This window comes from Candidatus Arsenophonus triatominarum (assembly GCF_001640365.1).
GTDB lineage: Bacteria > Pseudomonadota > Gammaproteobacteria > Enterobacterales > Enterobacteriaceae > Arsenophonus > Arsenophonus triatominarum.
This window is the reverse complement of record NZ_LWMI01000016.1, coordinates 279322-300278: the sequence shown is the minus strand read 5'-3', so window position 1 is coordinate 300278 and position 20957 is coordinate 279322. Positions and strand designations below refer to the sequence as shown.

The 20957-nt window shown below is 37.1% G+C and carries 22 protein-coding genes and 5 pseudogenes; 15 read left to right on the top strand and 12 right to left on the bottom strand.

All coding sequences use genetic code 11. The features are described 5' to 3' along the window. The first annotated feature begins 92 nt into the window (after window positions 1-92). The 5 genes from rnc (at window position 93) to acpS (ending at window position 3626) form a co-directional block, all read left to right on the top strand. Window positions 93-797 carry a ribonuclease III gene (rnc, locus tag AYJ55_RS15680; protein ID WP_063657201.1) on the top strand — a complete coding sequence of 235 codons (705 nt, stop codon included), beginning with the start codon at window positions 93-95 and terminating at the stop codon, window positions 795-797. After that, window positions 794-1702 (top strand): GTPase Era, encoded by a 909-nt coding sequence (era, locus tag AYJ55_RS15675; RefSeq protein ID WP_063657200.1) that lies wholly within the window; start codon window positions 794-796, stop codon window positions 1700-1702. Before rnc ends, era begins: the two co-directional genes overlap by 4 nt. An 11-nt stretch (window positions 1703-1713) precedes the next feature. Continuing rightward, window positions 1714-2427 (top strand): DNA repair protein RecO, encoded by a 714-nt coding sequence (gene recO, locus AYJ55_RS15670; RefSeq protein WP_063657199.1) that lies wholly within the window; start codon window positions 1714-1716, stop codon window positions 2425-2427. An 87-nt stretch (window positions 2428-2514) separates the two neighbouring features. Further along, window positions 2515-3246 (top strand): pyridoxine 5'-phosphate synthase, encoded by a 732-nt coding sequence (gene pdxJ / locus AYJ55_RS15665; protein WP_063657198.1) that lies wholly within the window; start codon window positions 2515-2517, stop codon window positions 3244-3246. Continuing rightward, window positions 3246-3626 (top strand): holo-ACP synthase, encoded by a 381-nt coding sequence (gene acpS, locus AYJ55_RS15660; RefSeq protein ID WP_063657197.1) that lies wholly within the window; start codon window positions 3246-3248, stop codon window positions 3624-3626. Before pdxJ ends, acpS begins: the two co-directional genes overlap by 1 nt. Here acpS and AYJ55_RS15655 read toward each other — a convergent pair. The 4 genes and pseudogenes from AYJ55_RS15655 to AYJ55_RS26470 all read right to left on the bottom strand — a co-directional run. Further along, the gene (locus tag AYJ55_RS15655) at window positions 3623-3883 is read right to left on the bottom strand and encodes a YfhL family 4Fe-4S dicluster ferredoxin (RefSeq protein WP_063657196.1); all 261 of its coding nucleotides are present in this window, start codon (window positions 3881-3883) and stop codon (window positions 3623-3625) included. The two genes, acpS and AYJ55_RS15655, sit on opposite strands and share 4 nt — an antisense overlap. A gap of 267 nt (window positions 3884-4150) precedes the next feature. Continuing rightward, on the bottom strand, window positions 4151-4354 hold the full coding sequence (locus tag AYJ55_RS15650; protein WP_063657195.1) for a P-loop NTPase family protein: 204 nt from the start codon (window positions 4352-4354) through the stop codon (window positions 4151-4153). After that, window positions 4347-4676: a hypothetical protein gene (locus AYJ55_RS30910; RefSeq protein ID WP_063657194.1), complete on the bottom strand. Its 330-nt coding sequence runs from the start codon at window positions 4674-4676 to the stop codon at window positions 4347-4349. Before AYJ55_RS30910 ends, AYJ55_RS15650 begins: the two co-directional genes overlap by 8 nt. Then, window positions 4677-4910, bottom strand: a pseudogene (locus tag AYJ55_RS26470) (transposase); the annotation flags it as partial. 287 nt (window positions 4911-5197) lie between these two features. Here AYJ55_RS26470 and AYJ55_RS15640 point away from each other — a divergent pair. After that, window positions 5198-5563: an IS630 transposase-related protein gene (locus tag AYJ55_RS15640; protein ID WP_063653415.1), complete on the top strand. Its 366-nt coding sequence runs from the start codon at window positions 5198-5200 to the stop codon at window positions 5561-5563. Next, entirely contained in the window at window positions 5487-6020 is a 534-nt protein-coding gene (locus AYJ55_RS15635; RefSeq protein WP_162505291.1) for an IS630 family transposase, read from the top strand. The genes AYJ55_RS15640 and AYJ55_RS15635 overlap by 77 nt, the downstream gene beginning before the upstream one ends. Here AYJ55_RS15635 and AYJ55_RS30905 read toward each other — a convergent pair. The 3 genes from AYJ55_RS30905 to priC all read right to left on the bottom strand — a co-directional run bounded on the left by AYJ55_RS30905 (window position 5951) and on the right by priC (window position 6912). Continuing rightward, on the bottom strand, window positions 5951-6112 hold the full coding sequence (locus tag AYJ55_RS30905) for a hypothetical protein (RefSeq protein WP_187153287.1): 162 nt from the start codon (window positions 6110-6112) through the stop codon (window positions 5951-5953). The two genes, AYJ55_RS15635 and AYJ55_RS30905, sit on opposite strands and share 70 nt — an antisense overlap. A gap of 73 nt (window positions 6113-6185) precedes the next feature. Further along, on the bottom strand, window positions 6186-6341 hold the full coding sequence (rsmS, locus tag AYJ55_RS26465; RefSeq protein ID WP_074168094.1) for a pleiotropic regulatory protein RsmS: 156 nt from the start codon (window positions 6339-6341) through the stop codon (window positions 6186-6188). A gap of 22 nt (window positions 6342-6363) precedes the next feature. After that, the gene (priC, locus tag AYJ55_RS15630; RefSeq protein WP_063657193.1) at window positions 6364-6912 is read right to left on the bottom strand and encodes a primosomal replication protein PriC; all 549 of its coding nucleotides are present in this window, start codon (window positions 6910-6912) and stop codon (window positions 6364-6366) included. 170 nt (window positions 6913-7082) lie between these two features. On the opposite strand from priC, the pseudogene apt reads away from it, so the two are divergent. From apt to adk, 7 genes and pseudogenes are all read left to right on the top strand, one after another. After that, window positions 7083-7600 (top strand): annotated as a pseudogene (gene apt, locus AYJ55_RS15625) (adenine phosphoribosyltransferase). Between the two features lie 86 nt (window positions 7601-7686). After that, window positions 7687-9666: a DNA polymerase III subunit gamma/tau gene (gene dnaX, locus AYJ55_RS15620; RefSeq protein WP_063657192.1), complete on the top strand. Its 1980-nt coding sequence runs from the start codon at window positions 7687-7689 to the stop codon at window positions 9664-9666. A gap of 75 nt (window positions 9667-9741) precedes the next feature. After that, the gene (locus AYJ55_RS15615) at window positions 9742-10071 is read left to right on the top strand and encodes a YbaB/EbfC family nucleoid-associated protein (RefSeq protein ID WP_063657191.1); all 330 of its coding nucleotides are present in this window, start codon (window positions 9742-9744) and stop codon (window positions 10069-10071) included. Further along, complete coding sequence (gene recR / locus AYJ55_RS15610) at window positions 10071-10676, top strand: recombination mediator RecR (protein ID WP_063657190.1); 606 nt, start codon at window positions 10071-10073, stop codon at window positions 10674-10676. Before AYJ55_RS15615 ends, recR begins: the two co-directional genes overlap by 1 nt. Before the next feature lie 193 nt (window positions 10677-10869). Next, window positions 10870-12744: a molecular chaperone HtpG gene (htpG, locus tag AYJ55_RS15605; RefSeq protein WP_063657189.1), complete on the top strand. Its 1875-nt coding sequence runs from the start codon at window positions 10870-10872 to the stop codon at window positions 12742-12744. 112 nt (window positions 12745-12856) lie between these two features. Next, complete coding sequence (locus tag AYJ55_RS15600; RefSeq protein WP_063654070.1) at window positions 12857-13897, top strand: IS481 family transposase; 1041 nt, start codon at window positions 12857-12859, stop codon at window positions 13895-13897. A 216-nt stretch (window positions 13898-14113) separates the two neighbouring features. Then, on the top strand, window positions 14114-14758 hold the full coding sequence (adk, locus tag AYJ55_RS15595) for an adenylate kinase (RefSeq protein ID WP_063657188.1): 645 nt from the start codon (window positions 14114-14116) through the stop codon (window positions 14756-14758). Between the two features lie 434 nt (window positions 14759-15192). Here adk and AYJ55_RS15590 read toward each other — a convergent pair. After that, window positions 15193-15519 (bottom strand): annotated as a pseudogene (locus AYJ55_RS15590) (transposase); the annotation flags it as partial. 131 nt (window positions 15520-15650) lie between these two features. Continuing rightward, window positions 15651-16016: an IS630 transposase-related protein gene (locus AYJ55_RS15585; RefSeq protein ID WP_063657187.1), complete on the bottom strand. Its 366-nt coding sequence runs from the start codon at window positions 16014-16016 to the stop codon at window positions 15651-15653. A gap of 35 nt (window positions 16017-16051) precedes the next feature. On the opposite strand from AYJ55_RS15585, the pseudogene AYJ55_RS15580 reads away from it, so the two are divergent. Then, window positions 16052-16438, top strand: a pseudogene (locus tag AYJ55_RS15580) (IS701 family transposase); the annotation flags it as partial. Window positions 16439-16830: 392 nt separating this feature from the next. Here AYJ55_RS15580 and AYJ55_RS15575 read toward each other — a convergent pair. The 3 genes and pseudogenes from AYJ55_RS15575 to fbaB all read right to left on the bottom strand — a co-directional run bounded on the left by AYJ55_RS15575 (window position 16831) and on the right by fbaB (window position 20703). Continuing rightward, a pseudogene (locus tag AYJ55_RS15575) lies at window positions 16831-18003 on the bottom strand (IS91 family transposase). Between the two features lie 1034 nt (window positions 18004-19037). Next, complete coding sequence (locus AYJ55_RS15565) at window positions 19038-19262, bottom strand: hypothetical protein (protein ID WP_063657185.1); 225 nt, start codon at window positions 19260-19262, stop codon at window positions 19038-19040. 391 nt (window positions 19263-19653) lie between these two features. After that, window positions 19654-20703 (bottom strand): class I fructose-bisphosphate aldolase, encoded by a 1050-nt coding sequence (fbaB, locus tag AYJ55_RS15560; protein ID WP_063657184.1) that lies wholly within the window; start codon window positions 20701-20703, stop codon window positions 19654-19656. Between the last annotated feature and the right edge of the window lie 254 nt (window positions 20704-20957).

Below are 20957 nucleotides of genomic sequence, written 5' to 3'. Positions count from 1 at the left end.
AAACCTGCCAACGCAACAGTTTTGTAAAAATTTATTTTGCAGATCTGTTGCGTATGCTTTTTGTAATTTAATAATGAAATAATTGGTAGCACATGAATTCTTCTTTAATTGAGTGGTCAGAGCGGCAAGAAATTAAACAGCTACAGCGTAAGCTTGGCTATACTTTTAAACAAATTGAATTATTAAAGCAAGCGGTAACTCATCGTAGTGCCAGTAGTAGTCACAATGAGAGATTGGAGTTTTTAGGCGATTCAATTCTTAGTTTTGTGATTGCCAATGATCTTTATCATCGTTTTCCTAAAGTTGATGAAGGCGATATGAGTCGTATGCGAGCAACATTGGTCAGGGGTAATACACTGGCTGAGCTTGCACGAGAGTTTGATTTGGGAGAATATTTGCGTTTAGGGCCAGGTGAATTAAAAAGCGGTGGTTTTCGTCGAGAATCAATATTAGCAGATACTATCGAAGCGTTAATTGGCAGTATTTTTTTAGATAGTGATATTCAAACGACTGAACAAATTGTTTTAGCTTGGTATGACACTCGATTAATAGAAATTAGCCCCGGCGATAAACAAAAAGATCCTAAAACACGTTTACAAGAGTATTTACAGGGACGCCATTTACCTTTACCAAGTTATTTGGTAGTTCAAGTTCGCGGTGAAGCGCACGATCAGGAATTTACTATTCATTGTCAGGTTAGTGGTATAAATGAACCGGTTGAAGGAGTGGGTTCAAGTCGTCGTAAGGCTGAACAAGCCGCAGCTGAACAGGCATTAAAAATATTGGAGCTTGAATGAGCAAACAGAAAACCTATTGTGGATTTGTAGCCATTGTAGGGCGCCCAAATGTGGGTAAATCAACATTATTGAACCAATTACTCGGGCAAAAGATTTCTATTACTTCACATAAACCACAGACAACCCGTCATCGCATCATGGGCATTGAGACAGAAGGTAATTATCAAACAATTTATGTCGATACTCCAGGATTGCATGTAGAAGAAAAGTGCGCAATAAATCGTTTAATGAATCGGGCAGCAAGTAGCTCAATTGGTGATGTGGAACTAATTATTTTTGTTGTTGAAGGCACACATTGGACAAGCGATGATGAGATGGTAATAAATAAACTGCGTCATTTGCCTTGCCCTGTATTATTAGTGATCAATAAAATTGATAATGTGGTGGATAAAACCCGTTTGCTGCCCCATATTGAATTTCTTAGCAAGCAAATGAATTTTCTGGATATTGTGCCAATTAGTGCAGAAAAAGGTATCGGTATCGATATTATTACTAAAATTGTCCGCCAACATATGCCAGAAGCAGCACATCATTTTCCAGCGGACTATATCACCGATCGCTCACAACGTTTTATGGCTGGTGAAATTATTCGTGAGAAGTTAATGCGTTTTCTCGGCGATGAACTCCCCTATTCGGTCACAGTTGAAATTGAACAATTTGTGGTAAATGAACGCGGTGGCTATAACATTCATGGCCTGATTTTGGTTGAAAGAGATGGTCAGAAAAAAATGGTTATTGGCAATAAAGGTAGCAAAATTAAGAAAATTGGCATTGAAGCTCGGATGGATATGGAAAAACTTTTTGCTACTAAGGTTCATCTTGAACTTTGGGTGAAAGTTAAAGCCGGATGGGCCGATGATGAACGTGCACTGCGTAGTTTAGGTTATATGGACGATCTTCATTAAGGCGGGTTTCCGTGGACGGTTGGCAACGTGCATTTGTACTTCATACTCGCCCTTATAGTGAAACGAGTTTATTGTTAGATTTTTTCACCGAAAATGAGGGCCGTATTCGACTATTAGCCAAAGGTGCTCGTAGCCGTCGATCTAATTTAAAAGGCTGTTTACAACCCTTTACGCCATTGCTGATCCGTTGGGGAGGCAAGGGAGAAATGAAAACGTTGCGTGGCGCAGAACCGATTTCTCTAGCGCTACCATTTACCGGTACCGTACTGTATAGCGGTCTATATGTTAATGAATTGCTTGCGCGAGTTTTAGCCCAAAATATCCCTTATCAAACCCTATTTTTTGAATATCTTACCTGTTTGCAGGTATTGGCTGGTAGTGAATATACGCCGGAACATGCATTGCGCCGTTTTGAATTATCATTGCTATCTCATTTAGGTTATGGTGTTGATTTTTTACACTGTTCCGGTAGTGGTGAACCAGTGACAGATAGTATGACTTACCGTTATCGAGAAGAGAAAGGCTTTATTGCCAGTTTGGTTATTGATCACTTAAGTTTTACTGGCAAGCAACTTAAGGCATTTGCCGCTCGTCAGTTTCCTGATGTCGATACATTAAGAGCAGCCAAGCGTTTTACGCGTATTGGGCTAAAGCCTTATCTGGGGGGAAGTCCATTAAAAAGCCGCGAGCTTTTTTACCAGGTTATATTGCTTAAAACGCGTTGAAGTGTGGTTATTAAAACCTATTTGAATATATTATGATTGCATGGATAAACGAAATTCAAACTATGAAATGGATAACTGGAGTTAAATATGGCAGAGTTATTATTAGGCGTTAATATTGATCATGTTGCCACGGTGCGTAATGCACGGGGAACACAATATCCCGATCCGCTACATGCAGCATTTCTTGCTGAACAAGCTGATGCAGATGGGATCACTGTTCATTTGCGTGAAGATCGCCGTCATATTACTGATCGTGACGTTAAGCTACTTCGCCAGACGTTACAAACCCGGATGAATTTGGAGATGGCAATAACGGATGAAATGGTCAATTTTGCATGTCAGATCAAACCTCAATTTTGCTGCTTGGTACCAGAGCGACGTGAAGAAGTTACGACAGAAGGTGGGCTTGACGTTGTTGGGCAACGAGCATTAGTCGCAACGGCGGTCAAACGATTAACCGAAGCAGGTATCACGGTTTCTTTGTTCATTGATGCTAAAGAACAACAAATTGATGCAGCAGTGGAAATTGGTGCGCCCTTTATTGAAATTCATACCGGTGCCTATGCTGATGCTAAGAGCGAGTTAAAACAGCAAGAAGAGTTTAAACGTATCAAGCAGGCGATAAGTTATGCCACTGCAAAAAAACTTAAGGTCAATGCGGGTCATGGGTTAACTTATCATAATGTTCAACGTATTGCTCAATTGCCTAATATATATGAACTTAATATTGGCCATGCGATTATTGGGCGAGCACTTTTTAGTGGCATGGCGACAGCCGTGAGTGATATGAAGAAAATTCTTCGTGAGGCGCGTTGTTAATGGCGATTATTGGATTAGGTACTGATCTGGTTGAAATTGTACGTATTGAGCAAATTATCAAGCGTTTAGAGGAACGTCTGGCAAAGCGTATATTGTCCGCGCAAGAGTGGCGACAATATCAACATCATTCTCAGCCAGTCCGTTTTTTGGCTAAGCGTTTTGCGGTCAAAGAAGCAGCAACAAAAGCTTTAGGCACGGGGATCCGAAACGGTTTAGCGCTTAATCAATTTGAAGTTTTTAATGATCAATTAGGTAAGCCAGGGCTTAATTTATTAGGACAAGCAAAAATATTGGCTGATTCTTTAGGTGTGCAACATATCCATGTATCATTATCTGATGAACAAAATTATGCTTGTGCCACTGTGATTATGGAAAGTTAAATTTTATCGGCATGATGTAATAAGACAAATTTATCCCATAATTGTTCTTCTGTTTCAGGATTATTAGGATCTTTTAAAATGGTATTGTTGATCGGACAAACGGATTGGCAAGTTGGCTTATCATAGTGTCCAATGCATTCAGTGCAAAGATTGGGATTGATTTGGTAAAATTCTTCTCCCATTGAAATCGCTTCATTTGGGCATTCTGGTTCACACATATCACAGTTGATACATCGATGAGTAATTAATAAAGACATATCAATACCTTATAATTAATTTAAATAAATATCAATAATTTAAGTATGATAAATATTAGTTACTTTTATCTATAACTTGTAATTTCATACAGTATACATTACATTGAAAAACCTAATTCTGTAACACAAAATAGCAACACATACTGTTTTTATATCTAAAAATATTAAGTGTGTGAGCATTACATTCAATATTTTGTTTTAAAAGGTAAATTACAATGGCCGCCATGGCAACACAAAAATACTTATTCTGATGAATATTTAGAAGCTTTAAAGCGTTGGGAATCCCGCCATCCGACTAAAGAGATTGCGAGTTCGTTCATCTCGTTGTTGTTGTTCACCTTTTAATAGGGACAGTAAAAACTCTCCGTAGCTTTTGTCTTGGGCGATGCACTGTTCGGCAAGTGATGACCAATGAGTCGGAACAGAATTTAATTTCAATGACTCACACAGGTGTTCAATTTGTTCATGCAATAATATGTTCACCTCCCAGCAATGCTTCATATACGCTGATTGAGTGTTGCAAATTGACAGATTCAAGGGGCGGTACGATACGGACATTAAGCGTATTAGTCTGCGAGATAGATTGGCAAACCCTTGCTGGTAAGGGAAGAAGATACTTAACTTCCTTAGCTAATCTGTTTGCTGGCTTTTCTAAGGTTGTTCCATGAATCCGCTGATGTGTGACTCGTTCTAACCATGGACCCACTTTTGCATTGGCTATCTCGATATCCAGTTCAAGATTATGAGCACGAAGTGCGGTATTTAATGGTATCATAACCTGAGTTCGGATCAATTATGCTTGAAGATATGTTCCTGCCACAGGTATCTTTGGTTTAGATGGAATTAAACAATATGCAACCCGCCCTGCTAATAAATTCACTACAAAGTTAGCAGGAGAGCGGTGCCGCGTATGCTCTATCTGACAAAGAAACTCATCAAATACCGTTTCAATGACAGAACGATGACGCAAGATGACTTTGTCAAAACAAGTCTGTTCGACAGGCTTCATTTTCTTCTTGACACGAGTTTCGCACAGGCATATAAAATTCCAGAAATGACTTAAAAGCAATGGTTAATTTGCAAGTTACTAAAACGTATAAATTTGTTTAAATTACAATAAGTTGCTTTTAATTTATAAGATTTTGTCTATTTATATATTATGCTGAATTAAACTTAAAAATAGAGCGTTTTTTTATTGGTGCGAAACTCGTGCTTGATATTCGTTATAAGGTTAATTCCCATTGTTTTCAGTTGCTGTTTCAGTGAAGCCGATAAATATAGCTAGGCGACTTAATTTTGATTACAAGGTGTGTTATGAGTTATACAATTGATTTTCGACGTAAAGTAATATCTGTAAGGAAAGCCGAAGGTTTAACAATTCGAGAAACTGCGAAACAATTCCGTATTGGAAAAGCGTCTTTAGTACGTTGGCTTAAACGACCAGAGCCAAAAAATTCAACGCCACGTAAGAGGAAGCTCGATAAAAATGCTTTAGCAAAAGATGTGGAACAGTATCCAGATGCTTACCAAAAGGAACGGGCAGAGCGATTCGGTGTTTGTAAAAAGACTATTTGGCAATCCCTTAAAAAGCTGGGATTAACCTATAAAAAAAACTCTATTCCATCCAAAAACCAACGAAAGCGACAGGCTGGCACATCAGCAAAAAAGACAACAGTATGAAAAAAAAGATAAATCTGTTGTTTTTATTGATGAAAGTGGTTTTTCACATGACACTCCACGAACTCACGGCTATTCCCCAAAAGGTCACCGTTGTTTTGGCCTGAAAAACTGGGGTGCTAAGGGAAGAACAAATGTTATTGGCGCTTTATTGGGAACAACCCTTTTTGCTATCGGATTATTTGATTGCAATATTAATCGTGATGTTTTTTATGTTTGGATCACAAAAATATTGCTCCCAGAACTTCCTGAAAATTCTGTTATTTTTATGGACAACGCTAGCTTTCACAAAGGTAAGAATATTGAACAGGCAATTATAAACGCAGGACACCAGATAGAATATTTGCCTGTGTATTCACCAGATTTAAATCCTATAGAACATAAATGGTCTCAAGCTAAACGTAAAAAGATGGAAACAGGATGCACTATCGATGACCTGTTTTTAATACATATGCTGTAATCAAAATTAAGTCGCCTAGCTATATGAAGCTTTTCAGCAAGGTTAAGTAACCCGACTTTATGTTCGATGATAGGATTATTTGTTTGATACATAGAATTACCTTTTATTTAATTATCTAATTGGTGTTAATTAAAACCGGTAACGCTCTTTTTTAAATCAGAATTGTCAGATTAAGTTAAGACTAATACACTTATTCTCATAATCTTTTTTTACAATATCAAGCGCTTTGAGTGCTGTAGTGGGTTCTATTTGATTAATTTCTAGAATATAAATTAAATCAATGGCAACTTGGATTTCTATTGGAGCATTCTCTAAATTCATTAAATATCACCTATATTATTTTTTATTCGATACTTTGATTTTCATAGCGTTCAATTGCCCTTTCTATGCTTGAAAGAGCCTGACGGCATCTCACTAATCTTCCAGTTAATGCAGCTATTTCTTGTTGCAGCTTCTGGCAAGCAACGTATGACTGCTGTTTATATAATTGTTGCTCTCGATCATTTATCATTGCGATTAGGCGACGTTCATAATCTTGGTGTTGAACTAAACGTTCGTAAAGATCTATGGTTTTTTCTTTTTGGCTATGTTGGCTTTCTTGTTCTCTTAAAGTTTGGGTTGCAGATTCTCGCGTTATAGCACCAATTTGAGCAATAATTTTTTCTGTCAAAAAAGTAACCTGTTCTGAACGTGACGTAATAACCGCATGTTTTAATTGATTAAAATGTTGCTTAATTTCAAATAAACATTCGCTTAATTGATGGCTTTTTCGATGAAATAATTTTTGATCAAAACGCAATGTTATAAAAGAAGAGTGTGCAATTGGTTTTATTTTTTCTGCCAATGCTTCAATTTGCTCTTCAAGAGCGTTTAGCAACTTTTGTGTTTTCATATATTAAGCCATAATAATAAAATATGTGATTGAGATTTGACTTCTTACAGTAAAAACGCGCATATTGGTAAGCTAGTTATTGCATTTTTATAGTAGTTTTCATAGATTGTAACGTTTGATTATTTTATCTATGATGATAATTATGATGGTTAATGAAAAAAATATAATTTATAAAAGATAGTATTGAAACAATTCCTGATTATCCGATACCAGGCGTATTGTTTCGTGATATTACAACCTTATTGGATAATCCGGACGCTTATCAGGCCACAATTGATCTACTCGTTTAGCATTATAAAAATAAAGGTATTACTAAAATTATTGGCACTGAAGCGAGAGGATTTTTATTTGGGTGCCGCTTGCTTTGCGTTTAGGTGTAGGATTTGTACCAGTACGTAAAGAAGGAAAATTACCGCGCGCCACATTACGACAAAATTATGAGCTAGAATATGGTACCGATGAACTAGAGATCCATAAAGATAGTATTTCAGCCAAAGACAATGTTTTAGTTGTTGATGATTTACTTGCTACAGGTGGAACGATTGAAGCGACAGTACGCTTGATCCGGCAGCTTGGTGGTAAAGTTAATGAAGCGGCATTTATTATCTGTTTGCCTGACGGTGGTATCGAACGTTTAAAAAAGCAAGGGGTCAATTGTTTTAATTTGGCTGAATTCCCAGGGAGTTAATGCGCAAAATTTTCTAGTAAAATGTGCTGACTAGCGAACAGCGATATGTTGGCGAATCTCTATATATTTAACGTCTAATAAGAATCATGAGCTACCAGGTACTTGCCCGTAAATGGCGCCCACAAACATTTACCGATGTTGTTGGGCAACAACATGTTTTGACCGCGCTGGCAAATGGTTTGCAACAGCAGCGGCTCCATCATGCCTACTTATTTTCTGGTACACGTGGAGTTGGAAAAACGACCATTGCGCGGCTGTTTGCGAAAGGGCTTAACTGTGAGGTAGGGATAAGCCAAAACCCTTGTGGTAAATGTGCTAACTGCCTAGAGATAGCGGATGGGCGATTTGTTGATTTGATTGAAATTGATGCCGCTTCGCGCACTAAAGTTGAGGATACCCGCGAGCTACTAGATAATGTCCAGTATGCACCGGCACGCGGTCGATTTAAAGTGTACTTAATCGACGAAGTTCATATGCTATCTCGTCATAGCTTTAATGCTTTACTCAAGACGCTGGAAGAACCACCAGAACATGTAAAATTTCTATTAGCAACGACAGATCCACAGAAATTACCGATAACGGTTTTATCACGTTGCCTTCAATTTCATTTAAGATCACTTGATATTGACCAAATAAGCAGTCAACTTGAACGCATTTTAGCGGCTGAGCAAATATCTAGTGATAAACATGCCCGCCAATTAATCGCTAGAGCTGCCGAAGGTAGTTTACGTGATGCATTAAGTTTAACCGATCAAGCTATTGCTATGGGGCAAGGGCAAGTATCGGCAGATTCAGTTAGCCAAATGCTAGGCATATTAGATGATGAACAGCCGCTAGCGATCATTGAAGCGATTGTGCATGCTGATGGTCCAAAAATCATGGCTTTAGTAGAAGATATTGCTTTGCGAGGCGGTGACTGGGAAAGCGTATTGATTGAAATGTTATCATTAATTCATCGTATTGCGATGGTCCAGCTTTTACCTGTGAAGATGCAAAATACTGCATCACCTATAGACGAGCGTCTACGTTTACTTGCGCGCTTGATTACGCCAACGGATTTACAGCTCTATTATCAAACCTTGTTAGTCGGACGTAAAGAGCTTCCCTATGCGCCAGAAAGGCGAATGGGAGTTGAGATGACATTGTTACGTGCATTAGCATTTCATCCTAAGTGTGTTAATGATATTGAAATTCCATTGGTGTCATCACCAAGTCTCTCTGAAACAACTACTATAGCCAATGATATTGATAATCATGTCGATATTTCTGCTAACTTAAAAGATAAAAAAAAAATCACCAATAAAGCAACAAGCTCATCGGATGAAAAATTAATTAGTATGCCTACATTGCAATTATTGCAAGCAAAAGCATCGCTAAATAAAGCACAAGAAAAAACGCCGTTAAAAAAGTCTGAAACAGCATCACCAAAGACAAAAACGCCACTAGCGATGTCGGCGCTAGAAAGGTTAGCTACCGTTTCGGCACAGCATCAGCTCTCTGTTTTAAATCAGCCCAAACCAGCTAATAAAAATGAAAAAAATCAAAAGGGTAAATCTTATCAATGGCGCCCGCAAAATGTTTCTGAACAAAAAGTAGAGCGAGTAACCACGCCTGGCAATATTAAACAAGCATTGGAATATGAAAGGACGCCGGAACTTGCCAATAAAATTGCGCTTGAAGCTCGAGAACGTGACCACTGGTCGGCAGAAATTTGTCAGTTAAAAATGCCAAAATTGATAGAACAAGTTGCGTTAAATGCTTATAAAGAAGCGTTAAGTGAAACGGAAATTTGTTTACATTTACGCTCAACGCAACGGCATTTGAATACTAAACCGGCGCATAAAACATTAACAAAAGCCTTGAGTGAGTTATATGGTAAGCCGATAAAACTGGTTATCATTGAAGATGATAATTCAGCCGTCAAGACACCTTTGGAATGGCGGCAGGTAATTTATGAAGAGAAGCTAGCACAGGCTCGTCAATCTATTATAGTGGATAAAACGATTCAGACTTTGCGCACGCTGTTTGACGCGCAGTTAGATGAAGAAAGTATTCGGCCGGTATAGCCGAATGCATACCTTTAAGTATAATGTTGCAATGTTAAAATCTATTTTTGTAACAGATCAGAAAGAGAGAATATTATGTTTGGTAAAGGTGGGCTGGGTAACCTGATGAAACAGGCTCAGCAAATGCAAGAAAAGATGCAGAAAGTACAAGAAGAGATTGCTAACATGGAGATTACCGGCGAATCGGGTGCAGGTCTTGTTAAAATAACCATTAATGGCGCGCATAATTGTCGTCGGATTGAAATTGATCCTAGTTTAATGGCAGATGACAAAGATATGTTAGAAGATCTTATTGCTGCTGCATTTAATGATGCTGCGCGTCGTATAGAAGAAGCCCAAAAAGAAAAAATGGCCAATGTATCCAATGGCATGCAATTACCTCCAGGCTTTAAGATGCCATTTTGATGCAAACGAGCCCCCTTCTTGAATCTTTAATGGAAGCGCTACGCTCTTTACCTGGTGTAGGACCAAAATCGGCGCAACGTATGGCTTTCCATCTTCTGCAACGTGATCGTAGTGGTGGCATGCAATTGGCTCAGGCATTGACATGTGCAATGTCGGAAATTGGCCATTGTCAGGGTTGTCGAACATTTACTGAAAAAGATCACTGTTCTATTTGTACTAATCCGAGGCGTCAACAAACTGGCCAAATTTGTGTAGTTGAAAGCCCTGCTGATATTTATGCAATTGAACAAACAGGACAGTTTGCCGGGCGTTATTTTGTTTTAATGGGGCATTTGTCGCCATTAGATGGTATTGGACCTAAGGATATCGGTCTTGAAAGCTTAGCCGATAAACTCGCGACTGAGACGCTATCAGAAGTGATCCTGGCGACCAATCCAACAATTGAAGGGGAAGCAACCTCTAATTATATTGCTGGCATATGTGCTCAATATGGGGTGATGGCCAGTCGTATTGCTCATGGTATTCCTGTTGGCGGTGAGCTTGAAATGGTTGACGGAACCACGTTATCACATTCAATTATTGGCCGTCAGAAAATTAATTATTGATAGTATAAGCGTAATATAAAATAAACATATGCAGAGGTTAAAGACTCTGCTTATTTTTTTGTGAAAAAGTTAATCATATCGGCTATCAAGCACGCTTTTCACGACGGTGAACTTGAAATTTTCAAGTTATATCCCCATCTGAGTTTCATAACCATTCAACCTAATAAAATTATTCTAAAATTGAGGCTATTTAATGAGTATGAAAGGACAAGAAACTCTTGGATTTCAATCAGAAGTAAAACAGTTATTGCAATTGATGATCCATTCTCTTTATTCCAATAAAGAAATCTTTCTACGCGAGCTGATTTCAAACGCATCTGATGCAGCGGATAAATTACGTTTTAAAGCACTATCACAATCTGATCTTTATGAAAATGACGGTGATTTAAGAGTTAGAATTGCTATTGATAAAGACAAAAAAACCTTAACGATTAGTGATAACGGCATTGGCATGACGCGCGAAGAGGTTATTGATAATTTAGGGACTATTGCTAAATCTGGTACCAAGGCTTTTTTACAGTCTTTAGGCAACGAACAAGCGAAAGATAGCCCATTAATCGGTCAGTTTGGTGTTGGTTTCTATTCAGCTTTTATTGTTGCAGATAAAGTGACAGTGCGTACTCGGGCAGCGGGCGTGGCCGCCGATAAAGGGGTTTTCTGGCAATCTCAGGGTGAGGGTGAATATACCGTTGCTGATATTGAAAAAGCAGAGCGTGGGACTGAAATTACCTTGCATTTACGTGAAGACCAAACGGAATTCTTAGATGACTGGCGTTTACGTTCAGTGATCAGCAAATATTCAGATCATATTGCCCTGCCAGTGGAAATTGAAGCCAAGAACGAAGAAAATGATACTGTTATTTGGGAAAAAATTAATAAAGCCCAGGCGCTATGGACACGTAACAAAAACGATATTACGGCTGAAGAATATAAAGAGTTTTATAAGCATGTTTCCCATGATTATGCAGATCCTTTAATATGGAGTCATAATCGGGTAGAGGGTAAACAAGAATATACCAGCCTACTTTATATACCGACTAAAGCGCCTTTTGATTTATGGAATCGTGATAATAAACATGGTTTAAAGCTTTATGTTCATCGTGTTTTTATTATGGATGAAGCAGAGCAATTTATGCCAAATTACTTACGTTTTGTACGTGGGTTAGTTGACTCCAATGACTTACCATTAAATGTTTCGCGCGAAATTTTACAAGATAGTGATATCACTCGTAGTTTGCGCAGTGCATTAACCAAACGCGCATTGCAAATGTTGGAAAAATTAGCTAAAAGTGAACCTGAACAGTATCAACAATTCTGGCAAGAATTTGGACTAGTGTTGAAAGAGGGGCCAGCGGAAGATACAACTAATAAAGAAGCGATTACTAAATTATTACGCTTTGCATCAACGCATAATGAGAGTAATTTACAGAATGTTTCTTTAGAAGATTATGTTAGTCGTATGATTGAAGGGCAGGAAAAGATCTATTACATTACTGCAGATAGTTATGCCGCTGCGAAAAATAGCCCGCATTTAGAACTATTCCGTAAAAAAGGGATTGAGGTTTTATTATTGTCTGAGCGGATTGATGAGTGGATGATGAACTATTTGCCAGAGTTTGAAGGCAAATCCTTTCAATCTGTTAGTAAGACAGATGAGTCATTAGAAAAATTGGCTGATGAAGATAAGAAAGAGCAAGAAGAGACCGATAAAAAACTGGAGCCTTTCGTTGAGCGGGTAAAAAAATTATTAGGCGAGCGGGTGAAGGAAGTGAAGTTAACACACCGTTTAACAGACACGCCGGCAATCGTGACGACCGATGCGAATGATATGAGTACTCAGATGGCAAAACTTTTTGCTGCGGTGGGTCAATCAGCGCCGGAAATAAAATATAATTTTGAACTTAATCCTGAACATCCATTAGTTAAAAAAGCGACAGAGCTAACTGATGATGGCTTATTTTCTGAGTGGATAGAGATATTATTAGATCAGGCGTTGTTTGTTGAACAAGGTAGCCTAGAAGATCCCAATCTATTTATTCGCCGTATGAATAAGTTACTTTTGGGCTAAAATTTATTTAATAAATTGTATTAGTCTTAACTTAATCCGACAATTCTGATTTAAAAAAGAGCGTTACCGGTTTTAATTAACATCATTAGATAATTAAATAAAAGGTAATTCTATGTATCAAACAAATAATCCTATCATCAAACATAAAGTCGGGTTACTTAACCTCGCTGAAGAGCTTAATAACGTCTCAAAAGCCTGTAAGATTATGGGGGTATCCCGAGATACGTTTTATCGCTACCAGGAACTTGTTAACGATGGTGGGATAGACGCTTTAATTAATCAAAATCGACGGGTGCCTAACGTAAAAAATAGAGTAGATGAACAGATTGAAAGCGCTGTAGTCGAGTATGCGATTGAATATCCTGCACACGGTCAACACCGCAGTAGTAATGAACTAAGAAAAAAAGGCATTTTTGTTTCGGGGAGTGGCGTTCGCTCTATTTGGCTGCGCCATAATCTCGAAAATTTTACAAAACGCCTAAAAGCGCTTGAAGATAAAATCGCAACAGAAGGAATTATCCTGTCAGAATCACAAATCAGTGCTCTAGAAAAGAAAGCGCAAGATGATGAAGCCTGTGGTGAGATTGAAACAGCGCATCCAGGTTATCTGGGTTCACAAGATACTTTTTATGTCGGTCATTTAAAAGGCGTTGGTCGTGTTTATCAACAAACTTACATTGATACTTACAGTAAAGTCGTTCATTGTAAGCTTTACACAACAAAAAGCGCGATAACGGCGGCAGATTTATTAAATGACAAGGTTCTCCCTTTTTATTCCCAGCATGGGTTACCGGTGTTACGTATACTGACGGACAGAGGCAGTGAGTATTGTGGTAAAGTTGAACATCACGATTATCAACTTTATCTCGCTATCAATGATATTGATCATACAAAAACTAAAGCTCGTTCACCTCAAACTAATGGGATTTGTGAACGCTTTCATAAAACTGTATTACAAGAGTTCTATCAGGTGGCTTTTCGTAAGAAAATCTATAGGGCTTTAAATGAATTACAAGCTGATTTAGATAAATGGTTAGCGGAATATAATAACCAACGCACTCATCAAGGAAAAATGTGTTGCGGTCGAACTCCTATGGCAACTTTACACGATGGAAAACAACTTTGGAGAGAGAAAGATTTAAATCAAATTTAACCTGACAGGTACTGTATAAATAACCGGTAACTGTCAGATTAAGTCTGAGCTACTACATAAAACCACGTTTTAGTTATTTTAAGACGTGGTTTGTTTTTTTAACGAAAATAATTTGATTATTCAATGGTTATCTGTTTTCTTGAGTTATAGGTATGCCTAATGATAAGGTAACTTTTCTTTCAAATTATAAAAATGAAATAGCAAGGGGTTTACGCAATGCGTATTATTTTGCTCGGCGCGCCAGGCGCAGGTAAGGGGACTCAGGCACAATTCATCATGGAAAAGTATGGTATTCCACAAATTTCTACCGGTGATATGCTACGTGCTGCCGTAAAGGCGCGTTCAGAGTTGGGTCTACAAGCGAAAGAATTAATGGATAACGGTAAACTTGTTACTGATGAATTAGTTATTGCTTTAGTTAAACAGCGTATAGCACAGGATGATTGCCGAAACGGCTTCTTACTAGATGGATTTCCTCGCACTATCCCACAAGCAGACGCAATGAAAAATGCGGGTATTGCGGTAGATTATGTGTTGGAATTTGATGTACCAGATGACATTATTGTTGAACGCATTGTTAGTCGTCGAGTCCATATGCCTTCGGGGCGTGTTTATCATATTAAATTTAACCCACCGAAAATAGCAAACAGAGATGATGTTACCGGTGAAGAATTAAGCATTCGCAAAGATGATCAAGAAGAAACGGTTCGCAAGCGATTAGTGGAATATCATCAGTTAACTAAGCCTTTAATTGCTTATTATCGTCAAGAAGCTGCTGCTGGTCATACTAGGTACTTTAAATTGGATGGTACCCGTAAGGTTACTGAAGTCAGTGAAGAGTTGGTTAACATTTTAGGTTAGCTGTTAGTTGATAAAATAGGCATCCAATTTGGGTGCCTATTTTTTATTTATGGCTAATTAGTGGAAATAAAAATATCTCACGAGTTTCGCACCAATAAAAAAACGCTCTATTTTTAAGTTTAATTCAGCATAATATATAAATAGACAAAATCTTATAAATTAAAAACAACTTATTGTAATTTAAACAAATTTATACGTTTTAGTAACTTGCAAATTAACCATTGCTTTTAAGCCATTTCTGGAATTTTATATGCCTGTGCGAAACTCGTGTATCTAATAAGTTCACGAGTTTCGCAATCTCCAAAAAAGAAGTATAAATTTAAAAACAAGAAAAAATTAGGGTGTTCATATTTTGTCCGGTTATCCATGCATTAAAAATATCTATAAAACATTCTTACAAGTAAGCAGTGTATAGCTAGGCGACTTAATTTTGATTACAGCATATGTATTAAAAACAGGTCATCGATAGTGCATCCTGTTTCCATCTTTTTACGTTTAGCTTGAGACCATTTATGTTCTATAGGATTTAAATCTGGTGAGTACACAGGCAAATATTCTATCTGGTGTCCTGCGTTTATAATTGCCTGTTCAATATTCTTACCTTTGTGAAAGCTAGCGTTGTCCATAAAAATAACAGAATTTTCAGGAAGTTCTGGGAGCAATATTTTTGTGATCCAAACATAAAAAACATCACGGTTAATATTGCAATCAAATAATCCGATAGCAAAAAGGGTTGTTCCCAATAAAGCGCCAATAACATTTGTTCTTCCCTTAGCACCCTAGTTTTTCAGACCAAAACAACGGTGACCTTTTGGGGAATAGCCGTGAGTTCGTGGAGTGTCATGTGAAAAACCACTTTCATCAATAAAAACAACAGATTTATCTTTTTTTTTCATACTGTTGTCTTTTTTGCTGATGTGCCAGCCTGTCGCTTTCGTTGGTTTTTGGATGGAATAGAGTTTTTTTTATAGGTTAATCCCAGCTTTTTAAGGGATTGCCAAATAGTCTTTTTACAAACACCGAATCGCTCTGCCCGTTCCTTTTGGTAAGCATCTGGATACTGTTCCACATCTTTTGCTAAAGCATTTTTATCGAGCTTCCTCTTACGTGGCGTTAAATTTTTTGGCTCTGGTCGTTTAAGCCAACGTACTAAAGACGCTTTTCCAATACGGAATTGTTTCGCAGTTTCTCGAATTGTTAAACCTTCGGCTTTCCTTACAGATATTACTTTACGTCGAAAATCAATTGTATAACTCATAACACACCTTGTAATCAAAATTAAGTCGCCTAGCTATAAGATACTCTGGTTTGGCGTTATCAGAAGTAAGCCCATCGCCTTTATCTCATGACAGTGTTAGCCGATGGCTAAAAAGTAGATGTTTTCGACCTAAAGACTTATGGCGATTAGTTCAACCTTCTATAGACAAAAAAAGCCCTTGCGTACTAATTGCCGATGATAGATTGATTGCCAAAACACGTAGTAAAAAAATAGAGATGGTCCATTATCAATATTCAGGTAATGAACATGATGTTATTGCTGGCATAGGTTTAGTTAATTTACTTTGGCATAATCTAACAACTGTTGACTCAATTCCTATTGATTATCGTATTTAAGATAAAGATTCTGATGGAAAAACAAAAAACACGCACTTTTCCGAAATGCTCGCTCTTGCTAAAAAAGAGGACACGAGTTTCGCACAGGCATATAAAATTCCAGAAATGGCTTAAAAGCAATGGTTAATTTGCAAGTTACTAAAACGTATAAATTTGTTTAAATTACAATAAGTTGCTTTTAATTTATAAGATTTTGTCTATTTATATATTATGCTGAATTAAACTTAAAAATAACCTGAGTTCGGGATAAGCATTATCAATTATGCTTGATGTATAAGAAATTAATACCCGAAATGGTTAGTCATTAACCTGCGTCATGATGAAATCCTCTTTATTTTCTTCTAAATTTTGTCAAAATTATGTTGAAGGTTGAGATAAGGAACGGAATAGATGGTTAAAAAACGATTAATTATCAATCAATTTTGGACAAAAGGATAGATCTACCCTGTCGTGAATTTTTATCGCCACCGCAAACAAGCCAGATCATGGTGACGTGCCATAAGTTCTTTACGATTCAATCCAAAATTCATTCCTGCGAAAAGTAATTTTTTCCCACATAAGAGACAAGCAAGTGGATCGACTTTAAAGACGTGTTGATACATGTTTCGCCAGGTGACTTTTTTAGCGGGTTTTTTATCTTGCTGGGCTAAAGGATAAACAACCTCCGTTAACATTTTTCGCATCCGTGCTGATGGACTTTAAAAGCCGTAATAGCGGATCATGTGAAACCATTTTTCTGGCACATGAGACGCAAACAGGGTAATAAATTCATCGGATGTCATGACCAAGTCTTCCTGTTTTTTTGTGCGGTGGCTCTTATAGCATAACGTGATGTTATCTTCGCCGGAATAATGTTTTAAGCGACTGAGCGAGACAGGGGGTTTCTTTAGATAAAATCCGAGATAAAGGGTGACATGGGTAATATTGGAAAAAATATCAGAAAAATTAATATTCCACCCACGCTTGTCGTGAGTGTTAAGTAATTGATTCCATGATGCTTTACTTCTTCCTTCAGCTTTAAGCTCATCGGGAATGGTGAGCGTGTAATAATGTTTTCTCAATAATGCCGTTATCGCCACATTGTCATAATGTTTTCGCGATAAAAGCTGATATCCCGTCAGGTATTCTTTTTAGTCACCCCGCCGGCGGTGGTTGAAAAATGAATATGCGGATGCCATTTTTGGTCTCGTCCCCAGGTATGGATGGCAGTGAAAACGCCCGGGGTGATATTGAGGTCACGGCAGATGGTTAATATCACATCAGCGGCTAATCGATTCATTTCACCGAGAAGCCAACGGTTGGCGCGAATAATAGGCCAATATTCACAAGGCATGGTAAAAGTGATGTGCTTAGGGTAACCAAGCTAGCGTATTGTTAATCCTTTGTAGACAAGCTTTGACGCCACAATGTGGGCAGCTTCGACTTTTGCAGGTAAATTTAACCCGTTTCTCAGAATTACATTGAGGGTCAGGACAGCGCCAAATTGACCACCCCATAAGCGAAGTGCCGCAAGCCATAATCTTTACCATGGTTTCCATCACAACAGTGCGGACACTATCGGGGGGTTGGCGATTAAGCCAATTGAGTCAGCGTTGACCAAATTGAAAAACATGACTAAAACGCGGTGACATAAAAGGGACCAAAAGATTGAGACAATAGGTATCGGGTTATACCAGTACTAACAAGCAATGACAAGTCGTCGCCATAGGCGACCATCTTGATAAACAAAATCCATACAGTTTATTGAGTAATTCAAAAGAATTTCTTTCATGGAAATATAGGCCCGTACCATTTGTATATAAAAATGATCAAAATATTAACAGGCTATTATAACAAAACGTTATTACTAGTTAACTGCAACCCATTTGGTTCTGTTGTATCATCACAGAACTAAAATGGAATTAGGTGGGCAATAATTTATTATTAGCTATGCTATACACGAGTTTCGCACAGGCATATAAAATTCCAGAAATGGCTTAAAAGCAATAGTTAATTTGCAAATTACTAAAACGTATAAATTTGTTTAAATTACAATAAGTTGCTTTTGATTTATAAGATTTTGTCTATTTATATATTATGCTGAATTAAACTTAAAAATAGAGCGTTTTTTATTGGTGCGAAACTCGTGCTATATTTTTTATTGCATAAAAAGAGTGAAATATTGCTAAAACTTATTTGACTAGATCACGAGTTTCGCACAGGAATATAAAATTCCAGAAATGGCTTAAAAGCAAGGTTAATTTGCAAGTTACTAAACGTATAAATTTGTTTAAATTACAATAAGTTGCTTTTAATTTATAAGATTTTGTCTATTTATATATTATGCTGAATTAAACTTAAAAATAGAGCGTTTTTTATTGGTGCGAAACTCGTGTAGATGAAAGGATCTATTTTATTTATCAGCTGGATCTAAGTAGCATTACTATTAGGCTGTATCAATTTAATTGATATAAGAAATTGTACGTTTATATAATTAATAAAAAATTGAAATATGAAAATAAATTTTATTATTTTAACTAGTTGATTTACTTTATCGTTGCATTAAAGAAAATAAGAATAATTCTGCTCATGAATATTATTACTAATATCACTATATTGAATACCACTATTAATAATAAGCCATGATCTATGTGTAATTTCAAATTTCCTTCATTAACTAAATGTATTAACTTGTTTTTTGTAGCAATTCTTTGATTGTCATTTCAATAGCATGTTTGATTGCAAGATTACCTTGTATTAGTATGGTACCGTTCTTATATAAATAGATGCTTACTCCCTGCGGTAGTAGATAACAAAAGCAATATCCTTTTGAGATTAATTCTATTTCACCTAAACCACATTTAGCTAAAAAATTGGTAAAGCTATCAAAGCCATATGGATATTTTAACATTGTTTTTACCTCCTTATAGAATAACCTAATTTACAAAATAAATTATCATCTTTAAGTAATATTATGATAATAAAATGTTAGTTTTATGTGTTAACTAAATAATATTTGTTATTGGCTATCCAGATCTAATTGATAAACTGTTAATTAACTGGGCTATATTATTATTTATCTAATTCTAACATTATTGTTATTAATTTTATAAGAATCTACTCTATTTAGCTTTTTTTGTTGTATATCGAAATTAACTGATAGTGAGAATTTCAATATATGGTGTAGATGATTTTATATTATTTAATAAGATAAAAATTATAAACGGTGATAAAAATAAATGTTTATCACCGCCAACGTTATATTATTAATCACGTTATTATATTTGGGTAAACAATAAAAATTAAGCAATGGTTATTTTTTTATTTAAATAAACATCTTGCACGGCATTAATAAGAGCTATACCTTCTTTCATCGATTTTTTAAACGCTTTTCTACCGAGAATTAATCCCATACCACCAGCACGTTTATTGATCACTGCGGTACGAACTGATTCTTTTAGGTCGTTTGAACCAGCAGCACCGCCTGAATTAATTAATCCAGCACGACCCATATAGCAATTTGCTAATTGATATCTAACTAAATCAATCGGATGATCGGTTGTTAAATGGCTATATACCCGCTCATCGGTATAGCCAAAACCAACAGCCTTGTAGCCACCATTATTTTCAGCCATTTTTTGTTTAATAATGTCAGCACCAATCGTTGCCGCCAAATGGTTTGCTTGGCCAGTAAGATCGGCACTAGTATGATAATCATTTTTTCCTTTCTGAAAAGCTGAATTGCGTAAATATGCCCATAGTACTGTCACCATACCCAGTTCGTGAGCACGTTCAAAGGCAGCGGAAATTTCTTCAATCTGACGTCGGGACTCCAATGAACCATAATAAATGGTAGCTCCAACCGCAACCGCTCCCATTTCAAAAGCTTGCTCAACACTGGCATAAAGCGTTTGATCATATTGAGTTGGATAGCTAAGTGTTTCATTGTGATTCAGTTTTACTAAAAAGGGTATTTTGTGTGCATAACGACGTGAAACTGCGGCTAAAACGCCGTAGGTGGAGGCGACACAGTTACAGCCGGCTTCAATAGCCAGTTCGACAATATTTTTAGGATCGAAATAAAGTGGATTAGCCGCGAATGAGGCAGCCGCCGAATGTTCTACACCTTGATCTACAGGGAGAATTGAAAGGTAGCCACTACCTGCGAGTCTGCCGTGATCAAATAGGGTTTGCATCGAGCGTAAAACTGGGTTTGGACGGTTATTATCTATCATAACGCGATCAATAAAATCAGTGCCGGGTAGGTATAATTTTTCTTGGGCGATGGTTTGGCAGCGATGCTGTAATAGATTGTCAGCTTCCGCGCCTAGCAATGTCTCGATATCGGTCATAATTTACTCCCGTTTATTGACGTTGTGATTGATTGTTATCCATTATAGTGTGAAAAACAAGCTAGATCGCTTCAGTTTAATGTTAGTTTTAGCGTAGGTTATTAAAATGATGGATACTATTTTATTAACTATTTATTGTTATTTATTAACAATAGTTGCTGATAAAAAGAGTGGAATTTTATTGGCCACAAAAAAAAAGCTAACTTAAGGGAGATTGAGTTAGCAAAGAAGGTGGGTTCCTAGTCTTACTATTA

What these genes read in the sequence shown, in the direction of transcription:
- acpS (WP_063657197.1), top strand. Translation starts at nt 3,246, where the DNA reads ATGGCGATTATTGGATTAGGTACTGATCTGGTTGAAATTGTACGTATT.
- adk (WP_063657188.1), top strand. Translation starts at nt 14,114, where the DNA reads ATGCGTATTATTTTGCTCGGCGCGCCAGGCGCAGGTAAGGGGACTCAG.
- AYJ55_RS15615 (WP_063657191.1), top strand. Translation starts at nt 9,742, where the DNA reads ATGTTTGGTAAAGGTGGGCTGGGTAACCTGATGAAACAGGCTCAGCAA.
- AYJ55_RS15640 (WP_063653415.1), top strand. Translation starts at nt 5,198, where the DNA reads ATGAGTTATACAATTGATTTTCGACGTAAAGTAATATCTGTAAGGAAA.
- AYJ55_RS30905 (WP_187153287.1), bottom strand. Translation starts at nt 6,112, where the DNA reads ATGTATCAAACAAATAATCCTATCATCGAACATAAAGTCGGGTTACTT.
- rnc (WP_063657201.1), top strand. Translation starts at nt 93, where the DNA reads ATGAATTCTTCTTTAATTGAGTGGTCAGAGCGGCAAGAAATTAAACAG.
- recR (WP_063657190.1), top strand. Translation starts at nt 10,071, where the DNA reads ATGCAAACGAGCCCCCTTCTTGAATCTTTAATGGAAGCGCTACGCTCT.
- rsmS (WP_074168094.1), bottom strand. Translation starts at nt 6,341, where the DNA reads ATGAATTTAGAGAATGCTCCAATAGAAATCCAAGTTGCCATTGATTTA.
- fbaB (WP_063657184.1), bottom strand. Translation starts at nt 20,703, where the DNA reads ATGACCGATATCGAGACATTGCTAGGCGCGGAAGCTGACAATCTATTA.
- AYJ55_RS15600 (WP_063654070.1), top strand. Translation starts at nt 12,857, where the DNA reads ATGTATCAAACAAATAATCCTATCATCAAACATAAAGTCGGGTTACTT.
- AYJ55_RS15585 (WP_063657187.1), bottom strand. Translation starts at nt 16,016, where the DNA reads ATGAGTTATACAATTGATTTTCGACGTAAAGTAATATCTGTAAGGAAA.
- htpG (WP_063657189.1), top strand. Translation starts at nt 10,870, where the DNA reads ATGAGTATGAAAGGACAAGAAACTCTTGGATTTCAATCAGAAGTAAAA.
- era (WP_063657200.1), top strand. Translation starts at nt 794, where the DNA reads ATGAGCAAACAGAAAACCTATTGTGGATTTGTAGCCATTGTAGGGCGC.
- priC (WP_063657193.1), bottom strand. Translation starts at nt 6,912, where the DNA reads ATGAAAACACAAAAGTTGCTAAACGCTCTTGAAGAGCAAATTGAAGCA.
- AYJ55_RS15655 (WP_063657196.1), bottom strand. Translation starts at nt 3,883, where the DNA reads ATGTCTTTATTAATTACTCATCGATGTATCAACTGTGATATGTGTGAA.
- AYJ55_RS15565 (WP_063657185.1), bottom strand. Translation starts at nt 19,262, where the DNA reads ATGTTAAAATATCCATATGGCTTTGATAGCTTTACCAATTTTTTAGCT.
- pdxJ (WP_063657198.1), top strand. Translation starts at nt 2,515, where the DNA reads ATGGCAGAGTTATTATTAGGCGTTAATATTGATCATGTTGCCACGGTG.
- dnaX (WP_063657192.1), top strand. Translation starts at nt 7,687, where the DNA reads ATGAGCTACCAGGTACTTGCCCGTAAATGGCGCCCACAAACATTTACC.